Annotated in this window: 17 protein-coding genes; 13 read left to right on the top strand and 4 right to left on the bottom strand. The window is 62.6% G+C overall.

Going from position 1 to position 20,354, the window contains the following annotated elements; all coding sequences use genetic code 11:
- The first annotated feature begins 49 nt into the window (after window positions 1-49).
- The 9 genes from xerD to EV688_RS01825 all read left to right on the top strand — a co-directional run bounded on the left by xerD (window position 50) and on the right by EV688_RS01825 (window position 10,824).
- On the top strand, window positions 50-961 hold the full coding sequence (xerD, locus tag EV688_RS01865; RefSeq protein ID WP_117316930.1) for a site-specific tyrosine recombinase XerD: 912 nt from the start codon (window positions 50-52) through the stop codon (window positions 959-961).
- 108 nt (window positions 962-1,069) lie between these two features.
- Window positions 1,070-1,822, top strand: a complete 753-nt coding sequence (locus tag EV688_RS01860; protein WP_117316779.1) for a DsbC family protein — start codon at window positions 1,070-1,072, stop codon at window positions 1,820-1,822.
- 5 nt (window positions 1,823-1,827) lie between these two features.
- A complete protein-coding gene (gene alaC, locus EV688_RS01855) occupies window positions 1,828-3,039 on the top strand; it encodes an alanine transaminase (protein ID WP_117316777.1) in 1,212 nt (403 codons plus the stop codon).
- Window positions 3,036-4,352, top strand: coding sequence for a homoserine dehydrogenase (locus tag EV688_RS01850; RefSeq protein ID WP_117316775.1), 1,317 nt, complete (start codon window positions 3,036-3,038; stop codon window positions 4,350-4,352). Before alaC ends, EV688_RS01850 begins: the two co-directional genes overlap by 4 nt.
- On the top strand, window positions 4,352-5,746 hold the full coding sequence (gene thrC / locus EV688_RS01845) for a threonine synthase (RefSeq protein ID WP_117316773.1): 1,395 nt from the start codon (window positions 4,352-4,354) through the stop codon (window positions 5,744-5,746). Before EV688_RS01850 ends, thrC begins: the two co-directional genes overlap by 1 nt.
- Window positions 5,746-7,515, top strand: coding sequence for a single-stranded-DNA-specific exonuclease RecJ (recJ, locus tag EV688_RS01840; RefSeq protein ID WP_117316771.1), 1,770 nt, complete (start codon window positions 5,746-5,748; stop codon window positions 7,513-7,515). The genes thrC and recJ overlap by 1 nt, the downstream gene beginning before the upstream one ends.
- A 69-nt stretch (window positions 7,516-7,584) precedes the next feature.
- Window positions 7,585-8,683, top strand: a protein-coding gene (prfB, locus tag EV688_RS01835) for a peptide chain release factor 2 (protein ID WP_117316769.1) whose coding sequence is annotated in 2 segments (ribosomal slippage) — window positions 7,585-7,659 and window positions 7,661-8,683 — 1,098 coding nt in all. Because the reading frame shifts where the segments join, the coding sequence is not laid out codon by codon here.
- A 13-nt stretch (window positions 8,684-8,696) separates the two neighbouring features.
- Window positions 8,697-10,208: a lysine--tRNA ligase gene (lysS, locus tag EV688_RS01830; RefSeq protein WP_117316766.1), complete on the top strand. Its 1,512-nt coding sequence runs from the start codon at window positions 8,697-8,699 to the stop codon at window positions 10,206-10,208.
- 13 nt (window positions 10,209-10,221) lie between these two features.
- Window positions 10,222-10,824, top strand: a complete 603-nt coding sequence (locus tag EV688_RS01825; protein ID WP_117316764.1) for a hypothetical protein — start codon at window positions 10,222-10,224, stop codon at window positions 10,822-10,824.
- Here the strand turns inward: EV688_RS01825 and EV688_RS01820 are convergent.
- Genes EV688_RS01820 through EV688_RS01810 form a run of 3 tightly spaced genes read right to left on the bottom strand, consistent with a single transcriptional unit; the run spans window position 10,775 to window position 14,150 of the window.
- A complete protein-coding gene (locus EV688_RS01820) occupies window positions 10,775-12,301 on the bottom strand; it encodes a sensor histidine kinase (RefSeq protein WP_117316762.1) in 1,527 nt (508 codons plus the stop codon). The genes EV688_RS01825 and EV688_RS01820 overlap by 50 nt on opposite strands.
- Window positions 12,298-12,669 carry a response regulator gene (locus EV688_RS01815; RefSeq protein WP_117316759.1) on the bottom strand — a complete coding sequence of 124 codons (372 nt, stop codon included), beginning with the start codon at window positions 12,667-12,669 and terminating at the stop codon, window positions 12,298-12,300. The genes EV688_RS01820 and EV688_RS01815 overlap by 4 nt, the downstream gene beginning before the upstream one ends.
- The gene (locus EV688_RS01810) at window positions 12,666-14,150 is read right to left on the bottom strand and encodes an adenylate/guanylate cyclase domain-containing response regulator (protein WP_117316757.1); all 1,485 of its coding nucleotides are present in this window, start codon (window positions 14,148-14,150) and stop codon (window positions 12,666-12,668) included. Before EV688_RS01810 ends, EV688_RS01815 begins: the two co-directional genes overlap by 4 nt.
- A 126-nt stretch (window positions 14,151-14,276) precedes the next feature.
- Here EV688_RS01810 and EV688_RS01805 point away from each other — a divergent pair, with 126 nt between their 5' ends.
- The gene (locus tag EV688_RS01805; RefSeq protein ID WP_117316755.1) at window positions 14,277-14,924 is read left to right on the top strand and encodes a Crp/Fnr family transcriptional regulator; all 648 of its coding nucleotides are present in this window, start codon (window positions 14,277-14,279) and stop codon (window positions 14,922-14,924) included.
- Between the two features lie 12 nt (window positions 14,925-14,936).
- Here EV688_RS01805 and xseA read toward each other — a convergent pair whose 3' ends face one another.
- Window positions 14,937-16,310, bottom strand: coding sequence for an exodeoxyribonuclease VII large subunit (gene xseA, locus EV688_RS01800; protein ID WP_117316753.1), 1,374 nt, complete (start codon window positions 16,308-16,310; stop codon window positions 14,937-14,939).
- Window positions 16,311-16,397: 87 nt separating this feature from the next.
- On the opposite strand from xseA, the gene guaB reads away from it, so the two are divergent.
- From guaB to EV688_RS01785, 3 genes are read left to right on the top strand one after another with little or no spacing between them, the layout of a single operon-like run.
- On the top strand, window positions 16,398-17,867 hold the full coding sequence (gene guaB / locus EV688_RS01795) for an IMP dehydrogenase (protein ID WP_117316751.1): 1,470 nt from the start codon (window positions 16,398-16,400) through the stop codon (window positions 17,865-17,867).
- A 25-nt stretch (window positions 17,868-17,892) separates the two neighbouring features.
- Complete coding sequence (gene guaA, locus EV688_RS01790) at window positions 17,893-19,467, top strand: glutamine-hydrolyzing GMP synthase (protein ID WP_117316749.1); 1,575 nt, start codon at window positions 17,893-17,895, stop codon at window positions 19,465-19,467.
- A gap of 58 nt (window positions 19,468-19,525) precedes the next feature.
- The gene (locus tag EV688_RS01785) at window positions 19,526-20,128 is read left to right on the top strand and encodes a YqaA family protein (RefSeq protein WP_117316747.1); all 603 of its coding nucleotides are present in this window, start codon (window positions 19,526-19,528) and stop codon (window positions 20,126-20,128) included.
- The last annotated feature ends 226 nt before the right edge of the window (window positions 20,129-20,354 follow it).

Genomic DNA, 20,354 nt, shown 5'->3' with positions numbered 1-20,354 from the left:
GGTCCGGCCTGAGGACCTGTGGTCCGTGCGCCGACAATAGGCCATGGCGATGACTGGTGCGGCAGAAAACAGCGACCACCCGGAAATAGAGCGCTTTGTCGATGCGATGTGGATCGAGAAGGGCCTGTCTGACAACACCCTGAGTGCCTATCGTCGTGACCTGCGCCAGTTCAACGAGTTTCTCGGCGCCAACTGCGGCCGAACAATCATGCAGGCGAGCCGCGCGGACCTTCAGCGCTATCTCGGCAGTCGCCTCGGCGAAGGGGGTTCACAGCGCTCCGCTGCGCGATTGATGTCCTGCCTGCGCGGCTTCTATCGGTATCAGCTGCGCGAGACACGGATTACGGTGGACCCCACGCTGGACGTCGACAGCCCGAAACTCGGCAGGCCGCTGCCGAAGTCGCTTTCCGAATCTGATGTGGAAAAACTGCTCGCGGCGCCCGACACCAGCGATATGCTGGGTCTGCGCGACCGCGCAATGCTGGAACTGTTGTATGCCTGCGGTCTGCGCGTGTCGGAGCTGACATCACTGCAGATGTCGCAGGTCAGCCTCAACCAGGGCGTGATCCGGGTTTTCGGCAAGGGCAGTAAAGAGCGCCTGGTACCGATGGGGGAAGAGGCGCTGTACCTACTGCAGCAATTCCTCAGGGAATCACGACCGGAGTTGCTGCGCGGCGTGCCCGCAGATGTGGTATTCCCCAGTCGGCGCGGGCGGCAGATGACTCGCCAGACATTCTGGTATCGTATTAAGATACACGCGCGCACGGCGGGCATCAGCCGGTCGCTGTCGCCGCACACGCTGCGGCATGCGTTTGCCACCCACCTGCTCAATCACGGTGCCGACCTCCGGGTGGTCCAGATGCTGCTGGGGCACAGTGATCTGACGACAACCCAGATATACACCCACGTGGCGAGGCAGCGCCTGCAGGATCTGCATGCGCAACATCATCCGCGTGGATAGGCTGCGGCTGTGTCTGCTGCCGTGAACTATCCGTGCCGCCCGGGGCCCAAGCAGCGTGCCAGCAGCGGTGGCGCGTCGATTATCCATTAACGGAAAAAGGTACGATCCATGATTCGAGCTCTGATTCTTGCCATTGGCGTTGTTCTGGCACTGCCTTCGATAAGCAGCCATGCCGACAGCGGAGAGGCGGTGCCAGCCAAGGTTCTGGCACAGCTGCGCACAGCGATCGAGGTCCCGGGTGCGGGTCTCAGCGTGGAATCCGCCCGCTATAGCGATTTGCCCGGTATGGTTGAGGTGCAGTTCAAGGAGGGGCCCCTGGTCTACGCCAGCGAGGACGGCGCATTCTTCATTATCGGTGATCTGTATGCCGTCGGCCCAGAGGGTTACGTCAACCTCGCGGAGCGGCGCAGGAACACGGAGCGCGAGGCCAGGCTGGCCGCAGTGTCCACGGATGACATGATCATTTTTCCGGCCGAGGGCGAGACCCGCGGCCATATCACCGTATTCACCGACACCACCTGTTTCTACTGCCAGAAGCTGCATAAAGAAGTGCCGGAACTCAACCGGCGCGGCGTGGAGGTCCGTTACCTGGCATACCCGCGGTCCGGTGTCGGTTCGGAGGGTTTCCGGCAGCTGGCAACCGCCTGGTGTGCCAGCGATCCGCGGGAGACCCTGACGCGCATGAAAAACCGTGAATCCGTCGCCGACAATGTCTGTGCGGGAAACCCCGTGGCGCGGCAGTATGAGCTGGGTCAGGAAATGGGCGTGCGCGGCACACCGGCCATTGTCACGGCGGACGGTCAGATGATACCGGGCTATCGTCCGGTGGATGATCTCCTGTCGGTCATGGGCCTGGACTGAGTCGGGTGGACGAGACGTTTCAGCGCATCAGCCGTCTGCCGCCCTATGTCTTTTCGGTTATCGGTGATCTGAAGCAAAGCGCCCGGGCGCGTGGCGAAGACATCATTGACTTCGGCATGGGCAACCCCGACCAGCCGACCCCGCCGCACATTGTCGACAAGCTGGTAGAGACCGCGCGCCGGGGCGACACCCATCGCTATTCACAGTCGCGCGGCATTCCGCGGCTGCGCCTGGCTATCTGCAACTGGTACCGGCGACGCTATGGCGTCCAGCTGGATCCGGAGACTGAGGCGATTGTCACGCTGGGTTCCAAGGAAGGCCTGGCCCATCTGGCGCTGGCCACCACCGGGCCGGGAGATGCTGTTCTGGTACCGAATCCCTCCTATCCCATTCATCCTTATGGCTTTGTGATATCCGGTGCCGATATCCGCCACGTCCCCATGTCGGACGAGGTGACCTTCTTCGACGAGCTCGAAAACGCCATTCGCAACAGCTGGCCCCGACCAAAAATGCTGGTGCTGAATTTTCCCTCGAACCCGACGACGCACTGCGTCGAGCTGGATTTTTTTCGCAAAGTGGTTGCTATTGCGCGTGAGCACAGTATCTGGGTCGTCCAGGATCTCGCCTACGCCGATCTGTGCTTTGATGGTTACGTGGCACCCTCTATTCTTGAGGTAGAGGGTGCCCGTGACATTGCGGTGGAATTCTTCAGCATGTCCAAGAGCTACAACATGCCAGGCTGGCGCGTCGGCTTCTGCTGCGGCAACAGGACCCTGGTCGGCGCACTCGCGCGGATGAAATCCTATCTCGATTATGGCATGTTCACGCCCGTGCAGGTGGCGGCGATCGCCGCGCTCGAGGGCGATCAAGGCTGCGTCAGCGATATCAACCGCATGTACCGGCAGCGGCGTGACATTCTCTGCGCCGGTCTCAACGCGGCGGGATGGCCGGTTGAGAGACCCCGCGCCACCATGTTTGTTTGGGCGCAGATTCCCGAGCCATTCCGGGCCATGGGCTCGCTGGAATTCAGCAAGAAGCTGCTTCAGGAGGCGAAGGTTGCCGTATCGCCGGGAATCGGTTTCGGCGAGTATGGCGAGGGCTACGTGCGCTTCGGGCTGATTGAGAACGAACACCGGTCGCGTCAGGCCATCCGCAATATCAGGCGCATGCTGCGCAACGGCACGAGTCATCAACAAGCAACAGGAAGCGCAGAGTGAACGAGGTAACGATTGGGATCTGTGGTCTGGGAACGGTGGGCGGTGGCGTCCTCGAGGTGCTATCCCGTAATGCCGACCTGATCACGGAGCGCTCGCACACCCCCCTGCGCGTGGTGCACGTGAGCACGCGCTACGAACGCAAGGATCTGGAAGCCGGGGGCATCACTGTCAGCCGCGATTATCGCGATGTCATTGCCGACCCCGGGGTGCAGATTCTGATCGAGGCCTACGGCGGCACTGATCACGCCGGCGATATCGTGCGTGCGGCGATACGTGCCGGCAAGCAGGTGGTCACGGCGAACAAGGCGCTGATTGCCGAACAGGGCAACGAGCTCTTTGCCCTCGCCGCGGAGCACGGCGTCAGCCTGCGCTTCGAGGCTGCGGTTGCCGGCGGCATTCCGGTGATCAAGGCGCTGCGCGAGGGCCTGGCCGCAAACCGCATCGAGTGGCTGGCCGGCATCATCAACGGCACGGGCAACTTCATCCTGTCGGAAATGCGCGACCGGAAACGCCAGTTTGCCGATGTGCTGGCCGAGGCGCAGGCACTGGGCTACGCCGAGGCCGATCCGACCTTCGACATCGAGGGTATCGATGCCGCGCATAAATTGACCATCATGGCCGCCATCGCTTTCGGCATGCCGCTGCGCTTTGATGCCGTCTATACCGAGGGTATCAGCACCCTGACGCCAGAGGACCTCGCTTACGCGGATGAGCTCGGTTACTGCATCAAGCATCTGGGCATGGCCCGGCAAGGCGAGCAGGGCGTCGAGCTTCGCGTCCACCCGACCCTGCTGCCCATGGATCTGCTGCTGGCCAACGTCAACGGCGTCAAGAACGCCATTCTCGTCGAGGGTGACGCGGTGGGCCCCACGCTCTACTACGGCGCCGGTGCCGGCGGATCGGCCACCGCGTCGGCGGTGGTTGCCGACAGCATTGATCTGGCCCGCCAGCTGTCTGCGAATCAGGGCTGCACCGTGCCGCCGCTGGGGGTGACACCAGCGGCGGTCCGGGATCTGCCGATCCTGCCGATGGGTGAGGTGAAGACGGCCTGGTACCTTCGGCTGACGGCAAAGGATGAGCCGGGGGTGATGTCGCAGGTCAGCAGCATTCTCGGTGCCCAGGGCATCAGCATCGAGGCGCTGATCCAGAAGGCCGCCAAAGGCGGCGCCAAGCAGGTGCCGGTGGTTGTGATTACCAATATTGCGAGTCAGTCGAACCTCGATCGCGCGGTCGCCTCGATTGAAGCGCTGGACGTTATCGTGGCACCGGTGACGAGAATCCGCGTGGAGACACTCGACGGGCAGGACGGCTGATGCGTTACGTCAGCACCCGGGGCGCGGCGCCGAGCCTGAATTTCGAAGAGGTACTGCTGACCGGCCTCGCCGAGGACGGCGGCCTGTATGTGCCGGAATCCCTGCCGCAGTTCTCCCAGGCCCAGCTGGGCGACATGGCGGCGCTGGACTATCCGGCGCTTGCCGGGCAGATTATTGCGCCCTTCGTGGGTGACTGCATTGAGCGTGAGGATCTTGCGGGCATCGTGCGCGAGACCTACGCCGGTTTCCGCCATCCCGCGGTCGCGCCGATGGTGCAGCTGGACCACGATCAGTGGGTGCTTGAGCTATTTCACGGTCCGACCCTGGCGTTCAAGGATTTCGCGCTGCAGCTGCTGGGGCGCCTCCTGGATCACGTGCTGGAGCGACGCGGGGAGCGTGTGGTGATCATGGGCGCCACATCTGGTGACACCGGTTCTGCCGCCATCGAAGGGTGCCGGCGCTGCCGCAATGTGGATATCTTCATCCTCCATCCCCACGGGCGCGTGTCCGAGGTGCAGCGTCGGCAGATGACCACGGTGCAGGGCGAGGGCATTCATAACCTCGCGGTGGAAGGAAACTTCGATGATTGCCAGGCGATGGTCAAGGCCAGTTTCCGCGAGCGCGGCTTTCTGCCTGACGGACGCGGCCTGGTGGCGGTCAACTCGATCAACTGGGCGCGGATCATGGCGCAGGTGGTCTACTATTTCTACGCGGCTCTTGCCCTGGGCGCGCCGGCAAGGCCCGTGTCCTTTTCGGTTCCCACCGGCAATTTCGGTGATATTTTTGCCGGGTATCTCGCCCGTGGCATGGGGCTTCCCGTCGAGCGCCTGGTGATTGCCACCAATCGGAACGACGTGCTGCATCGCATCATGACGACCCGCGTCTATGCGCGCCAGCCGCTGCAGCCCTCGCTGTCGCCGAGCATGGATATCAGCGTATCGAGCAACTTCGAGCGCCTGCTGTTTGATCTGTACGGCCGGGATGGCGCCGCTCTTGCCGCCATGATGGCGCGCTTCGATGGCGGCGATATCACCCTCTCCGATGTCGCAATGGCGGAGGCGCGCGAACGATTCGCGAGCGTTCGTGTCGACGATGACGCCACCTGTGAGCAGATCGCCCGCACCTGGGCGGATTGCGGATACCTGCTCGATCCGCACAGTGCCATCGGCTATCACGCGGCCAGGCGGTCAGCGACACCGGGTACGCCCATGGTCACCCTGGCCACGGCCCATCCGGCGAAATTCCCGGATGCCGTGGCTGCGGCCGGCGTTGCCGAGGCGCCGCGCCTGCCCGCGCATCTGGCCGACCTCTTCGACAGACCCGAGCACTACAGCGTGATTGCGAACGACCTGCAGGCCGTGCATGCGGCAATGGCGGCGAAGATTCGCCGTTGATGCGGCAGGCCCTGCTGGACGAAGCCACACCGCGCCTGGTGCGCCGCGAGGCCGGTGATGACCGGGCACTGCGCGACGCCGGGCTGCACCCGCTGCTGGCACGCACTTACGCCGCGCGGGGTGTGACCGATCCTGAACAGCTGAATCTCGACCTCGCAGGTTTGCTGGCACCCGGACGCCTGTTGCATGTGGACCGGGCAGCACGGCGTCTGGCGCAGGCGCTCAGGCAGAAGGAATCCCTGCTGCTGGTTGGCGATTTCGACGCCGATGGGGCAACGAGCTGCGCACTGGCGATGCGAGCGCTGCGGGCATTCGGCGGTTCCCGCGTGGATTATCTTGTCCCGAACCGTTTTGACTACGGCTACGGGCTGAGCCCGGAGATTGTCGCCCTTGCCCGCGAGCGATCGCCCGACCTCATCATCACCGTGGATAACGGGATTTCCAGCATTGAAGGGGTGGCGGCGGCTGTCGCATCCGGCATTGATGTCCTGGTTACCGATCATCACCTTCCCGGTGAGGTGACGCCAGCGGCGGGAATTATCGTCAACCCCAATCAGCCCGACTGCGAATTTCCGAGCAAGCACCTGGCGGGTGTCGGCGTGATCTTCTACGTCATGCTGGCGCTGCGCCGCCACCTGCGTAACATCGGCTGGTTCGAACAGCAGGGCCTGGCAATTCCGCACCTCGGCCAGTTTCTGGATCTCGTCGCGCTAGGTACGGTGGCAGACGTGGTGCCGCTCGATCACAACAACCGGATACTGGTGCACGCTGGCCTGCAGCGGATTCGCTCGGGGCGCGCCTGCGCCGGCATACGGGCGTTACTGGAGGTGGCGGGTCGCAGCGCTGCAGGGGTGGTGGCGAGCGATCTCGGCTTTGCGGTCGGCCCCCGACTGAACGCGGCGGGCCGGCTGGATGACATGTCGGTGGGCATCGAGTGTCTGCTCGCTGACGACGAGTCCCTTGCACTCGACTACGCCCGGCAGCTGGACCAGCTCAATCGTGACCGGCGCCACATCGAGCGCGGCATGCAGGACGAAGCGCTGCGCCTGCTCGCCGGCCTGCAGATTGACAGGCGGCAGGTGCCAGCGGCGCTGGCGCTGTACGAGCCCGGCTGGCACCAGGGTGTGGTGGGTATCCTCGCCTCGCGCATGAAGGAGCGTCTGCACCGTCCTGTGGTCGCCTTTGCCGATGCGGGTGAGGGCGAATTGAAGGGCTCGGCACGCTCCATTCCGGGGGTTCATATCCGCGATGTGCTCGCCGCCATCGATGCCCGCCATCCAGGCCTGATCGGCAAGTTTGGCGGCCACGCGATGGCGGCGGGACTGAGTCTTCCGGCGGCGGCGCTGGACACCTTTGCGCAGGCGCTGGCGGCGGAAGTCGAGCGGGTGGCCAGCGCCGAAGACCTTGAAGCCCTGGTGCTCAGTGACGGGCCGCTGAAACCCGCAGAGTTTGATCTTTCCCTGGCGGAGGAACTGCGGCTCGCGGGTCCCTGGGGGCAGCAGTTCCCCGAGCCGGTGTTCGATGGCTGTTTCGACGTCATAAGCCAGCGGCTTGTCGGTGAGCGTCACCTCAAGCTGGTGCTCCGGGTGCCGGGTGGCGATCGCCTGCTGGATGCCATTGCCTTCAATATTGATCCTGCGGTTTGGCCGGATCCGGCGGCGCAGTCCCTGTCATTGGTATATCGTCTTGACGTCAACGAGTTCCGTGGACAGCGTAGTCTGCAGTTGATTGTTGAGCATCTCGAGGCAGCGTCGGCTAACGATGTTTAGCACCGACGCATTCACGCCGGGGGGGTGCCTGCGGTAGAATGACCGGCTAGTTCACAGGAAGTCATCGCCATGCTGGAAATCAACCCGATCTTGCAACGACTGAAAGATATGGAAGCGCGCACCGACGTGCTTAGGGGGTATCTTTGACTTTGACGCACGCAAGGAACGCCTGACAGAAGTTGAACACGAGCTCGCCGAACCCAGTGTCTGGGAAGACCCGGAGCGGGCACAGGAACTCGGCCGGGAGCGGTCATCACTCGAGAACATTGTCCAGACGCTGGAAACCCTGACCAGCGGCACCCGCGATACCGGCGATCTGCTCGAACTTGCGGCGACCGAGGACGACACCGACACGCTGTCGGAAGTGGAAGCCGAAATCGACCAGCTCGATGCGCTGCTGGCGAAGCTGGAGTTCCGCCGCATGTTCAGTGGCGAAATGGATCCCAATAACGCCTACCTCGACATACAGGCAGGCTCCGGGGGTACCGAGGCGCAGGACTGGGGCGAGATGCTGTTGCGCATGTACCTGCGCTGGGGGGAGGCCAAGGGTTTTACGACCGAGCTTATTGAAGTGTCTGCCGGTGAGGTGGCGGGGATCAAGAGCGCCACCATCAAGTTCGAGGGGGAATATGCCTTCGGCTGGCTGCGCACGGAGACCGGCGTGCACCGCCTGGTGCGCAAGTCGCCGTTCGACTCGGGCAACCGTCGGCATACGTCCTTCGCTTCGGTGTTTGTCTCGCCGGAGATCGACGACAACATCGAGATTGACATCAATCCCGCCGATCTGCGCGTCGATACCTATCGCGCGTCGGGCGCCGGCGGCCAGCACATCAACAAGACGGACTCGGCGGTGCGCCTGACCCACGGGCCTTCGGGGATTGTGGTGCAGTGCCAGACCGAGCGCTCGCAGCACCAGAACCGCGACAATGCGATGAAGCTGCTGCGCGCCAAGCTGTACGAGATGGAAGTGCTCAAGCGCAGCGAAGAGAAGCAGGCGATGGAAGACAGCAAGGCGGATATCGGCTGGGGCAGCCAGATACGCTCCTATGTGCTCGACGCCTCACGCATCAAGGATCTGCGCACCGGCGTGGAAACCACTAACACACAGGCCGTTCTCGACGGCGACATCGATGATTTCATTGAAGCGTCGCTGAAGAGCGGCCTGTAGGCGGACATAGGCTATGACCGAAGCAAGCGGCGATCCAAAGCAGCAGGCGGCTGACGATCCACAGGACGAGAACCGGCTGATAGCCGAGCGACGCGCGAAGCTCGCCGGCCTGCGCGAGCGTGGCAATGCCTTCCCCAACGACTTTCGCCGCAGCGCCATGGCGGCGGAGTTGCAGTCGCGCTTCGGCGACTCGGCCAAGGACGAGCTGGAGCAGCGCAATGAGGAGTACGCGGTGGCCGGTCGCCTGGTGCGCAACCGGGGCGCCTTTCTGCTGATACAGGACGGGTCGGCACAGATACAGCTGTACATCAACCGCAAGGTGCTTGATGCCGACACGCTGGAAGGGATCAAGTCCTGGGATCTCGGCGACATCGTTGCCGCCCGGGGGCCCCTGCACAAGTCCGGCAAGGGTGATCTGTACATCAACATGGAGGAGGCGCGGCTGCTGACCAAGGCGCTGCGGCCGCTGCCGGACAAGTACCACGGTCTGTCTGACCAGGAACTCCGCTATCGGCAGCGCTATGTCGACCTGATCGTGAACGCCGATTCCCGCCAGGTGTTCGAGCGGCGCTCGAAGATCGTCACCTTCATCCGCGATTACATGAACCAGCGCGGTTTCATGGAGGTGGAAACACCCATGATGCAGGTGATTCCCGGCGGTGCCGCGGCGAAACCCTTTGTGACCCACCACAACGCGCTGGATCTCGATATGTACCTGCGCATTGCGCCGGAGCTCTACCTGAAGCGTCTCACGGTGGGCGGCTTCGAGCGCGTCTACGAGATCAACCGTAACTTCCGCAACGAGGGCCTCTCCACCCGGCACAATCCCGAGTTCACCATGCTGGAGTATTACTGGGCCTATGCCGATTACCGCGACGCCATGGACCTGACAGAGGACATGCTGAGGGGACTGGCGGAATCGGTGCTGGGCAGCACCACGGTGCATTATCAGGGGACTGACTACGATTTTTCCCGGCCCTTCCGTCGTCTGACGCTGCTCGACGCGATCCTCGAATACAACCCGGATCTCTCTGCGGAGCAGCTGGGCGAGGAGGCGTCGGCCCGCGGCATCGCCACGTCACTCGGTATCCCGCTGAAAGACAGCTGGGGTCTCGGCAAGATACAGCTGGAGATTTTCGAACACCGCGTCGAGGATCGACTGGACCAGCCGACCTTCATTACCGCCTATCCGACGGAGGTATCGCCACTCGCGCGTCGCCGCGACGATGACCCCTTCGTGACCGAGCGCTTCGAGTTCTTTGTCGGCGGTCGCGAGCTGGCCAACGGCTTTTCCGAGCTCAATGATGCGGAAGACCAGGCGGCGCGCTTCCGCGAGCAGGTGGCGGAGAAAGAGGCGGGTGACGAAGAGGCCATGCACTACGACCATGACTATGTGCGTGCGCTGGAATACGGCATGCCGCCTACGGTCGGTGAGGGCATCGGCATTGACCGGCTGGTCATGCTGCTGACCGATTCGCCCTCCATACGCGATGTCCTGCTCTTTCCGCATCTGCGACCCGAGTGACACGGAGGTGAACATGGTTAGTCAACGGGCGTATTCTCCGGCACTGGGCCTGGTTCTCGTGCTGTTTCTGCAGGCCTGCGTCATCACGGCGCCTGAAAAGGACAGTAAGTCGGTGCCGACTGTGGAGCGACCGGATCGCGAGGTGGAGCTGAACCTCAACCTGCCTGAGCCGAGCGACTGCAACTGCCAGCCAGAAGAGGGCGTCGTTGATTACACCTTCCTTGAGCGGGGCATGCAGGCGCTTGCCCGCGGCGAGTACATTGAGGCCGTGCAGCAGTTTCAGCGCTACCAGCGCCTGGAAAAGGGCGATACCGCGCGCTGGGAAGCGGATCTGGCCATTGCCTATGTCAGCATGCTGCCGCGCAGTCCCTTCTATGACGGTGATGCGGCTCTGCTCTCGTTCACGCAGCTGCAGCAGGATTACCGTGAAGACATGCAGCTGAACGACAGTATTGCGCTGCTCTACGAGGCGCTGGATGCCTTTCTGCAGCAGGCCAAGCACCTCGACGATCTCGAGAACAGCAATGCCATTCTCAGGGAAGATCTGGCGAAGCGGGAGCAGGCGCTCAAGCGGCTGCGGGAACTGACCCTGGGTCAGCGGGAAGCTCGACAGTAAAGGTCGCGCCGTCCCCCGGCGTGCTGTCTACCGTCAGTCGTCCACCCATCAGCTGGCAGTAATCGCGGCTGATTGCCAGTCCCAGTCCCGTGCCGCCGTAGGCGGCGCTGGTACCCGGTTCGGCCTGGACAAAGGCCTCGAAAACCTTGTCCTGCTGCTCCGGCGTCATGCCAATGCCCGTATCGGTAACGGCGATCCAGAGGTCGTAGGGTGCGTCGCCGCGACGCGCCGACAGGGAAATGTCGCCGTTGTGGGTGAACTTGTTGGCGTTGCTGAGCAGGTTGATCAGGACCTGGCGGAACTTGCCGGCGTCCGAGTGCAGGGTCGGCAAATCCTCGGCGAAGTCGATCGTCAGCTGGTTGTTTTTCTGCTGCAGTATGGGAAGGAGACTCTCGCAGACATGGTGCAGTACTGCTTCGGGGCGGAATTCCTCGAGGTTCAGCGCCATTTTGCCGGTTTCAATCTTGGACAGGTCGAGAATGTCGTCAATCAGCGCCAGCAGCTGTCGGCCGGAGAGAGTGACGCGTTCCAGGTCTTCCTGAAATTGCTGCCGGTTGATTCGCTTGCGGTCACCCAGCTCGTCGTGGAGCATCTCACTATAGCCGATAATCGCGTTCAGGGGTGTGCGCAGCTCGTGGCTGACGTTGGCGAGGAAAATGCTCTTGGCGGCATTGGCTTCGTCGGCATCGCGCTTTGCCTGTTGCTCTTCCTCTATGGCCTCGCGCAGCTTGTCTGACATGGTATTGAAAGCGTCGGCGAGATCGCCCAGTTCGCCATCGTCGTCGATGTCCTCGATGCGGTAGTCAAGATCGCCACTGCCGATGCGTTCCGTGCCCCGTTTCAATCGCTTCAGCGAGTCATTGGTGTAGCTGACCAGGAAAAAGCCCAGAATCGCGGTCAGAAATATGGAGGCGACAAAGCCAATCACGGTAATGCGGTCGGTGAGCGCGATGGTGCGGTCGATCACGCTGGCGCGCTGAACCGCAATGAATGCCTGTCGCTGCTCCAGCTCCTTGAGCCGCTGGCTGGCCTCGAGGAAGGGCAGGGGGTCATCGACCCCCAGGGTAAATGCCCCATCATTGTAGTTGAGGTAGAACGCCAGCCATTCATCGAGGAGGGTATTGCCACTGGCCAGCAGTCGCTCGTACTGCAGCTGGGTGACATCGCGGCTCAGCGCGCCCAGGTTGCGGATGCGCTCGCGGATGTTGCCGATGTCCGAAACAGCGCGCTCGCGCTCGCGGTCTTCAAGCCGGTCATCTGTTGTCTCGCGCAGCGTCGCCAGCACGAGGATCTGCTGGCGCTGGTCGTTCAGCATCTGCTCCAGCTCCGTGGACAGCTGTGCAGCTTCCACCGCCTGCCGGTAAGCGACCATACTCTCGCTGCGCGCGTAGCTTCCCCAGAAGTGCGTGCCCACGTTGAACGCGAACAGCACCAGGATAGTGAAGAGCGACAGCGTAAGGCGACGACGCAGGCTCATGTCGGAATGTAGGTCCGGATTTTTGCCAGCAGCTGCGGAAAGTCCACCGGCTTGGTGGCAAAGTCATCACAGCCGGCGGCAAGCGCACTCTGACGGTTATTCGCCATGGCATGCGCGGTAAGGGCAATGATGGGGATCTGGCGCATCCGGGGGTCGGCCCTGGCGCTGCGACAGGCGGTCCAGCCGTCCATCACCGGCAGGCTCATGTCCATTAGCACCAGCGCCGGCTGCCGTTCGCGCATGATTTGCAGCGCCTGTTCGCCGTCCGCCGCGGTTACAACGTCAAAGCCGGCGCGGTCGAGGCGACGGCTGAGCATATCCCGGCCCAGCTCGTTGTCCTCGACCAGCAGAATGCAGGGAGATTTCACGGCAGGTCGCCCAGCACACGATGAATGTGCAGAGGGCCATCCATGCCGGGCGCACGGATCTCGCGGCTGTCATCGATGCGGTAGTGGCCGCGGAGTTTTTGCAGCGTGGCGTCGGCAATGACCACATCGTCCCCCCGTGTAACATCCTCGATGCGCGCCGTGACATTCATCGCGTGACCGACAAAGCCGTATTTGCTGCGTCGTTCAGAGCCGATATTGCCGGCGATGACCTGTCCGGTATTCAAGGCGATGCCGGTATGCAAGGCCGGGAAGCCTTCCTGCGCATTCTGCCGGTTCAATTCCTCATGTGCCGCCTGCATCGCGAGGGCGCACTGTACAGCGCGATCGGCGTCGTCCTCCCGGTGCTGCGGGGCACCGAAGACCGCGAGAATGGCATCGCCGATGAACTCGTCAATGGTGCCCTGGTAGCTGAGAATGATATCCGTCATCGCACCGAGATAGCGGTTCAGCACGCGCACGACTTCGGTGGGTTCCAGCTGCTCGCACAGTGTGGTGAAACCGCGGATATCAGACATCAGGATAGTGACTTCGCGCAGCTTGCCGCCGAGGTCCAGCCCTTCGGGCCGTTCCAGAATATCGGTGACGATCTCATCGGACAGGTAGCGGCCGAAGGTCGCGCGGATGAACTGCTCGTTGCGCTCGAGCTGCTGACGGTACTGCTCCTCGCGATCGTGCCAGCGCTTGCGCTCGATGCCGGCCTTTATCCGGGCCTGCAGCAGAACCGGGTTGAAAGGCTTGAACAGGTAGTCATCGGCTCCTGCCTCAATGCAGCGAATAATGCCCTGCATGTCCTGGTGCCCCGAAATCACGATCACCGGGGTCGCATGCCAGTCCGGGTGTTCCTTGATGCGCTGCAGCACCTCATGGCCGTCCATGCCCGGCATCAGCAGGTCGAGGAGAACGACATCGACATCGGCCTGCCCGAGAATGACCAGCGCTTCCTCGCCGCTGGCCGCGGTAACAACGGAATGGCCACAGCGGGACAGATAGCGGGCAACAAGCTCCCGGTTTTCCAGCCGATCATCCACGGCAAGAATGAAGCCGGGCTCGCCCACGATCGTGATGCCCCCACCGGATTCCACATCGAGCGACGCGGGATCCTCGGCACTGCGGGTGGCCAGAAGCAGGCGCTGCAGGGGCGCGTCCAGCGTTTCTGCCCCGCTGGCGGGTAGCTGCTCTGCCAGCATCTCTCCGTAGCCACGCAGCGCACTGAGCTGGTTGCGGACATCGTGCCGGCTATGTGCTGCGGTATCTGCCAGCATGCCTGCCATGTCCTCTGCCGCCCGATGCAGGCTCGTGAAGTCCTCATGGGCCAGTTTCGGGAGTCCGGCCGGTATCTCGGTATCCAGCAGTTCACCGATGGCACGCAGAAGGGCCTCGCGCCAGGGATAGACGGTGGCTGCGTCCGTGCCGGGCCCCGGGGGTACCGGCAGCGTGCTTTCCTGGGCTTCGTGTTCCATGCGCCGGGAGTATAGCCGGGCACTGCCTGTCGGGGAAATGCCGCAGGCAAGGTGCAAAGCCGCGATGGCATAGGGTACTATTGAGCCGTTCGCGAACTTCCGGGCCCCAAGGGGAATAACGCCTATATGTTGCAGCAAGTAGAGATCTTCCAGGGTCTGTCCGAGGATGAAATCGGCACGCTCACGGAAAGCAGCACCCGTCGGTCTTTCCCCAAGAATACCGTGGTGATTCATGAGAATGATCCCGCTGACTCACTCTTCGTCATCGAGAGCGGTCGGGTCAAGGTCTACTGCAGCGACAAGAATGGCAAGGAGTTCATCATGAACACCCAGGGCGCCGGTGATTACTTTGGTGAACTGGCGTTGCTGGATGACAGCACCCGCTCCGCGTCGGTGCGCACCGTCGAGAAATGCACCTTTTGCATCGTGTACAAGGACGATTTCAACCGGGTGCTCGATGAGCATCCGAATATCGCACGCCATCTTATCCGCAATCTGGCGTCACGCGTGCGCAAACTTACGGCAGACGTCAAGAGTCTGGCCCTGCAGGATGTCTACGGGCGTGTGGCAAACGTCCTCATGGACCTGTCAGAGGAGCGTGGCGATGGCACCCTGTACATTGCCGACAAGCTCACGCAGCAGGATATCGCCGACCGAGTGGGCGCGTCGCGGGAAATGGTCGCGCGTATTCTCAAGGACCTTACGATCGGCGAGTATATTCGCTTCGAGGGGCGGCACATTATCATCAACACCCGTCTGCCCGCCAAATACTGAGCGCGTGGCCCACTAGGACCCGTCGCTGGCGTCCTTCCTGCCGGTAACCTCGACCTCAAGTACGCCATTTGCCAGCTGCGCCTGCAGCCTGTCCCCCCGACTGACCGTCGCCGCGTCGCGCACGATACCGCCATCGGCACGGCTCACAATGGCATAGCCCCGCTGCAGGGTGGCCAGGGGGCTGAGCGTGTTCAGCAACTGGGACAGCTCGCGCAGGCGCGTGGAGCGCTCCTGCACGCGCCGCTGTGCGGCCTGCCGCAGGCGCTGTTCGGTCACTGTCAGCATGGCGCGGCGCTCACGCAGGCGCGGCCCCGGGTTTTTCTGGCGCAGGCCCGCGGCGAGTGAATCCAGCCTGGCCTGATACCGGGCCAGCCGCTGGCGCTGGGCGCGATGCAGGCGTTGCTCGATGTCATCGAGGCGCTGGCTGCGCTCCCGGATGCCGGTGCCGGGGTGCTTGAGCCTGGCCCGCAGGTGCTGAAGCTCGCGTCCAAGTCGCTGCAGCTGGCGCTGCATCTGCCGGCGCAGTTCCTCCGATTGCCGCTGCAGCCGTTCCAGCCAGAGCGACTGATCGGGGCTTAGCAGCTCGGCCGCCGCAGAGGGCGTCGCGGCGCGCTGGTCCGCCACCAGGTCGGCAATGCTGATGTCGGTCTCGTGACCGACGGCGCTGACGACGGGAAGGTCGCTTGCGGCGACCGCTCGCGCGACACGCTCCTCGTTGAAGGCCCACAGGTCCTCCAGCGAACCGCCGCCGCGACCGATCAGCAGGACGTCAAAATGGCAAAGACCGTCACGCTGCCAGCGATTCGCGCGCTCAATCGCGCTGGCGATCTCCTCGATTGCCTCGCGGCCCTGCACCGCGACCGGCAGCAGCGATACCGTGATCAGGGGGCAGCGCCGACGCAGCACCGTGAGAATGTCATGGATTGCCGCACCGGTGGGCGAGGTGACCACCGCAATATGACGGATGGTCTGCGGCAGGGGCCGTTTCCGCTCCGCGTCCAGCAAGCCCTCGCTGCGCAGCCGCTCGCGCAGTGCCTCGAAGCGCGCCTGCAGTGCACCCGCGCCTGCGGGCTCCATGAATTCCACGACCAGCTGAAACTCACCGCGGCCCTCGTAAAGCGACACGCGAGCACGCAGTCGCACCTGCTCGCCGTTGTCGGGGCGGAACCGCAGCCGGGTGTTGCGGTTGCGGAACATGGCACAGCGCACCTGTGCGCCGGCATCCTTGAGGGAAAAATACCAGTGCCCCGAGGAAGGGCAGGCGAAGTTGGAGATCTCGCCCTCGACCCAGACCCAGTCGAAATGGCTCTCCAGCAGCGTTCTGGCCTTGCGATTGAGCTGGCTGACGCTGAGGATGGGTGCGCTGGTGGAGTTCGAGGAAGACACAGAGTAAAGAGGGATCCGGTTTACCTGATGTTGCCGAAGGCCCTATAATTGCACGTTTACCATTCTGCCGCCAACCGGAGGCCCAGCATGCTGCGCATCGCAGAAGAAGCCCTCACCTTTGACGATGTCCTGTTACTGCCAGGATATTCCGACATCGTCGCCACCGGGGTCACGCTGGCGTCGCGCCTGACGCGCGGGATTCCGATCAACATTCCCCTGGTCTCCTCGGCAATGGACACCGTCACCGAGTCGAGGCTTGCCATCGCCATGGCCCAGGAGGGTGGCATTGGCATTATCCACAAGAGCATGAGCATTGCCGAACAGGCGGATCAGGTGCGCCGGGTCAAGAAGTACGAGTCCGGCGTCGTCAAGGATCCGATCACCATCCAGCAGTCGGCGACCATCCGCGAGCTGATTGAGCTGACCTCTGCCAACGGCATATCCGGCGTCCCGGTGCTGAACGGCGAGGACCTGGTGGGCATCGTAACCCGGCGTGACCTGCGCTTCGAGACCAGTCTCGACAAGCAGGTATCCACGATCATGACACCGCGGGACAAGCTGGTCACGGTGAAAGAGGGCGCCAGCTCGAAAGAGGTGCAGCGTCTTCTACACCAGCACCGCATCGAGAAGATCCTCGTGGTCAGCGACGATTTCGATCTGCGCGGCATGATCACGGTCAAGGATTTCGACAAGGCCGAGAGCTTTCCGCATGCCTGCAAGGACAGCTATGGCCAGCTGCGTGTCGGCGCCTCCGTTGGCGTAAGTGCCGACACGGACGAGCGGGTCGAGGCTCTGGTGCGCGCCGGTGTTGACGTGTTCGTGGTCGACACGGCTCATGGGCATACGCTCAACGTGCTCAATCGCGTCAGGAAGATCAAGACAGATTTCCCGGATGTGCAGGTCATTGGCGGCAATATCGCCACCGCCGAGGCGGCGATTGCGCTCAAGGACGCGGGCGCCGACGCGGTGAAGGTTGGTATCGGCCCGGGGTCTATCTGTACCACGCGGATTGTCACCGGTATCGGGGTGCCCCAGGTCACGGCGATCGGCAACGTTGCGGCGGCGCTCGAAGGCACCGACATCCCGATTATCGCCGACGGTGGCATTCGCTTCTCCGGCGATATCGCCAAGGCGATCGCGGCTGGCGCCCACTCGGTCATGATGGGCAGCATGTTTGCCGGCGTGGAAGAGGCACCCGGTGAGGTAGAGCTATACCAGGGCAGAACCTACAAGGCCTATCGTGGCATGGGCTCTCTGGGCGCGATGTCCGGCAAGCTCGGCTCCTCCGACCGCTATTTCCAGGACGCGAGCAAAGGCTCTGAAAAGCTGGTGCCCGAGGGTATTGAAGGCCGGGTTCCCTACAAGGGCCCGGCGTCGGCCATTATTCACCAGCTTATGGGGGGGCTGCGCTCGGCGATGGGCTATACCGGCAGCAAGGATATCGAGACCATGCGTACCAAGCCACGCTTCGTCCGGGTTACCGCCGCCGGCATGTCGGAATCCCACGTGCACAACGTTTCCATCACCAAAGAGGCGCCCAACTACCCCGTTAGTTGAGCGTCATCGCTAGCGGATGCCGCTCATGACAGACATTCACGCCCAGAAAATCCTGATTCTGGATTTTGGTTCGCAGTACACACAGCTCATTGCGCGCCGCGTTCGCGAAGTGGGGGTCTACAGCGAGATCAGGCCCTGGGATATCGACGACGACGCCATTTCGGCGTTTTCTCCGAACGGCATCATTCTTTCCGGTGGCCCCGAATCTGTGCCGGCGCCCGGCTCCCCGCGCGCCCCCGCCAGCGTCTTTACGCTGGGGGTGCCCGTGCTCGGCATCTGCTACGGCATGCAGACCATGGCGGAGCAGTTCGGTGGCCGTGTTTCGGCTTCTCCCACCAGCGAGTTCGGCTACGCACAGATCCGCCTGACCGCGACCAATGGCCTGCTGCACGATATTCGCGATCATCTTGACGCCGACGGCAATGGCCTGCTGGATGTGTGGATGAGCCACGGCGACAAGGTTGCCACCCTGCCCGAAGGCTTCCACGTTATCGCCGCTACCGACAGCTGTCCCATTGCCGGCATGGCCCACGAGGAAAAGCCCTTCTTCGGCATCCAGTTTCACCCCGAGGTCACCCATACGCTGCAGGGGCGGCGCATTTTCGAGCACTTTGTTCTCGAGCTGTGTGGCTGCGATCGACTGTGGACACCGGCCAATATTGTCGAGGATGCCATTGCCCGCGTGCGCGAGACGGTCGGCCAGGACAAGGTGCTGCTTGGGCTTTCCGGCGGCGTGGACTCCTCGGTGGTTGCCGCGCTGCTGCACCGCGCCATCGGTGACCAGCTGACCTGTGTCTTTGTCGACAATGGCCTGCTGCGCCTGCATGAGGGCGACCAGGTGATGGAGATGTTCGGTCGCAACATGGGCGTGCGCGTGATCCGCGTCGATGCCGAGGACCTGTTCCTGTCGCGGCTTGAGGGCGTGGCTGACCCGGAAGACAAGCGCAAGCGCATCGGCAATACCTTTATCGAGGTGTTTGACGACGAGGCGACCAAGCTCCAGGACGTGAACTGGCTGGCCCAGGGAACCATCTACCCCGACGTGATCGAGTCTGCCGGTGGCGCGACGGGCAAGGCCCACGTTATCAAGTCGCATCACAACGTGGGCGGCCTGCCGGAAACCATGAAGATGGCCCTGGTGGAGCCGCTGCGCGAACTGTTCAAGGACGAGGTGCGCCAGATCGGCCTCGAGCTGGGCCTGCCCTACGACATGGTGTACCGCCACCCGTTCCCGGGGCCCGGGCTGGGCGTGCGCATTCTGGGCGAGGTGAAGAAGAAATACGCCGAACTGCTGCGCCAGGCCGACGCCATCTTTATTGCCGAACTGAGGCAATCCGGCTGGTATGAGAAAACCAGTCAGGCGTTTGCCGTGTTTCTGCCGGTGAAGTCTGTGGGTGTGGTGGGCGATGGCCGGCGCTACGAGTACGTAATTGCCCTGCGGGCCGTGGAAACTGTCGACTTTATGACGGCGCGCTGGGCGCACCTGCCTTATGAGCTTCTGGAAACGGTCTCCAACCGCATCATCAACGAGATTTCCGGGGTGTCGCGGGTGACTTACGACATCAGCAGCAAGCCGCCGGCGACGATTGAGTGGGAGTGATGAGGCCTCTGGCTACGGCTGGTATTGGCTGACATTCCCGCCAGTAGCGCATTCCATCATGACGTCCCCAGCCCGAAGAGCACAGAAGTGGTTTAACCGCATCAACGGTTCCCGGCATGTATTCTGGTTGCTGGCAGTGGCCTCCTTCCTGGAAACCCTCTTTGTTCCTATTCCGATCGAACTGGTTCTGATCCCATTGATGGTAGCCAGCCGGGACAGGATCGGGCGGCTGGCTACCGTGACCACCCTCGGTTGCGTGGTCGGGGCCTTGGTGGGGTATGGGGTGGGCATGACGCTGTACCAATCGGTAGGCACCTGGTTTATAGAGATCATGGATATGCAGAGGAACTACCAATCCTTCCAGGCCTTTTTTGATCAGTACGGCTTTGTGGCAATACTGGCGCTCGGCATACTGCCTATTCCTTTTCAGATCGCGATGATTACCGCAGGTGCCTCAGGCTATTCTCTTTACCTGTTCGTGCTGGCGGCCTTTGTTGCGCGCGGTATCCGTTATTTCGGTCTCGCCTGGCTGATACTGCGTTTCGGCGAGCGAGCCGAGGAGGTGTGGCGCCAACACGCGCTCACCACCAGTCTCGCGCTTGCTGGAGCCCTCATTGCCATATCGCTGGGCATGCAGGCCCTGGCTGGCAGGGTGGTCTAGTTCGCTATTATCGGGGATCCATTCGTTATAGACCCCGGCGACGATCGAGTGGGAGTGATTTTGCGTCTGGCACTGGCGGGAAAGTGCCCACAGATAATCAGCGTAATCTACTGAAAGTAATAAAAATATTGCCAGTTTTCACGGTGTGGCTGGCATTGCCTGGCAACCCCAAGCAACGCTTTTCTCTTGAAGTCATCTCCAGAAACGCTTCCGCGGAGACGTTATC

It is taken from the genome of Chromatocurvus halotolerans, assembly GCF_004340525.1.
GTDB classification, from domain to species: domain Bacteria; phylum Pseudomonadota; class Gammaproteobacteria; order Pseudomonadales; family Halieaceae; genus Chromatocurvus; species Chromatocurvus halotolerans.
This window is presented reverse-complemented; position numbering and strand designations above follow the sequence as displayed.

Coding starts and splice junctions, on each gene's coding strand:
- lysS (WP_117316766.1), top strand. CDS start 8,697: ATGACCGAAGCAAGCGGCGATCCAAAGCAGCAGGCGGCTGACGATCCA.
- guaB (WP_117316751.1), top strand. CDS start 16,398: ATGCTGCGCATCGCAGAAGAAGCCCTCACCTTTGACGATGTCCTGTTA.
- recJ (WP_117316771.1), top strand. CDS start 5,746: ATGCGGCAGGCCCTGCTGGACGAAGCCACACCGCGCCTGGTGCGCCGC.
- EV688_RS01825 (WP_117316764.1), top strand. CDS start 10,222: ATGGTTAGTCAACGGGCGTATTCTCCGGCACTGGGCCTGGTTCTCGTG.
- xerD (WP_117316930.1), top strand. CDS start 50: ATGACTGGTGCGGCAGAAAACAGCGACCACCCGGAAATAGAGCGCTTT.
- thrC (WP_117316773.1), top strand. CDS start 4,352: ATGCGTTACGTCAGCACCCGGGGCGCGGCGCCGAGCCTGAATTTCGAA.
- EV688_RS01860 (WP_117316779.1), top strand. CDS start 1,070: ATGATTCGAGCTCTGATTCTTGCCATTGGCGTTGTTCTGGCACTGCCT.
- guaA (WP_117316749.1), top strand. CDS start 17,893: ATGACAGACATTCACGCCCAGAAAATCCTGATTCTGGATTTTGGTTCG.
- EV688_RS01810 (WP_117316757.1), bottom strand. CDS start 14,150: ATGGAACACGAAGCCCAGGAAAGCACGCTGCCGGTACCCCCGGGGCCC.
- EV688_RS01805 (WP_117316755.1), top strand. CDS start 14,277: ATGTTGCAGCAAGTAGAGATCTTCCAGGGTCTGTCCGAGGATGAAATC.
- EV688_RS01820 (WP_117316762.1), bottom strand. CDS start 12,301: ATGAGCCTGCGTCGTCGCCTTACGCTGTCGCTCTTCACTATCCTGGTG.
- EV688_RS01785 (WP_117316747.1), top strand. CDS start 19,526: ATGACGTCCCCAGCCCGAAGAGCACAGAAGTGGTTTAACCGCATCAAC.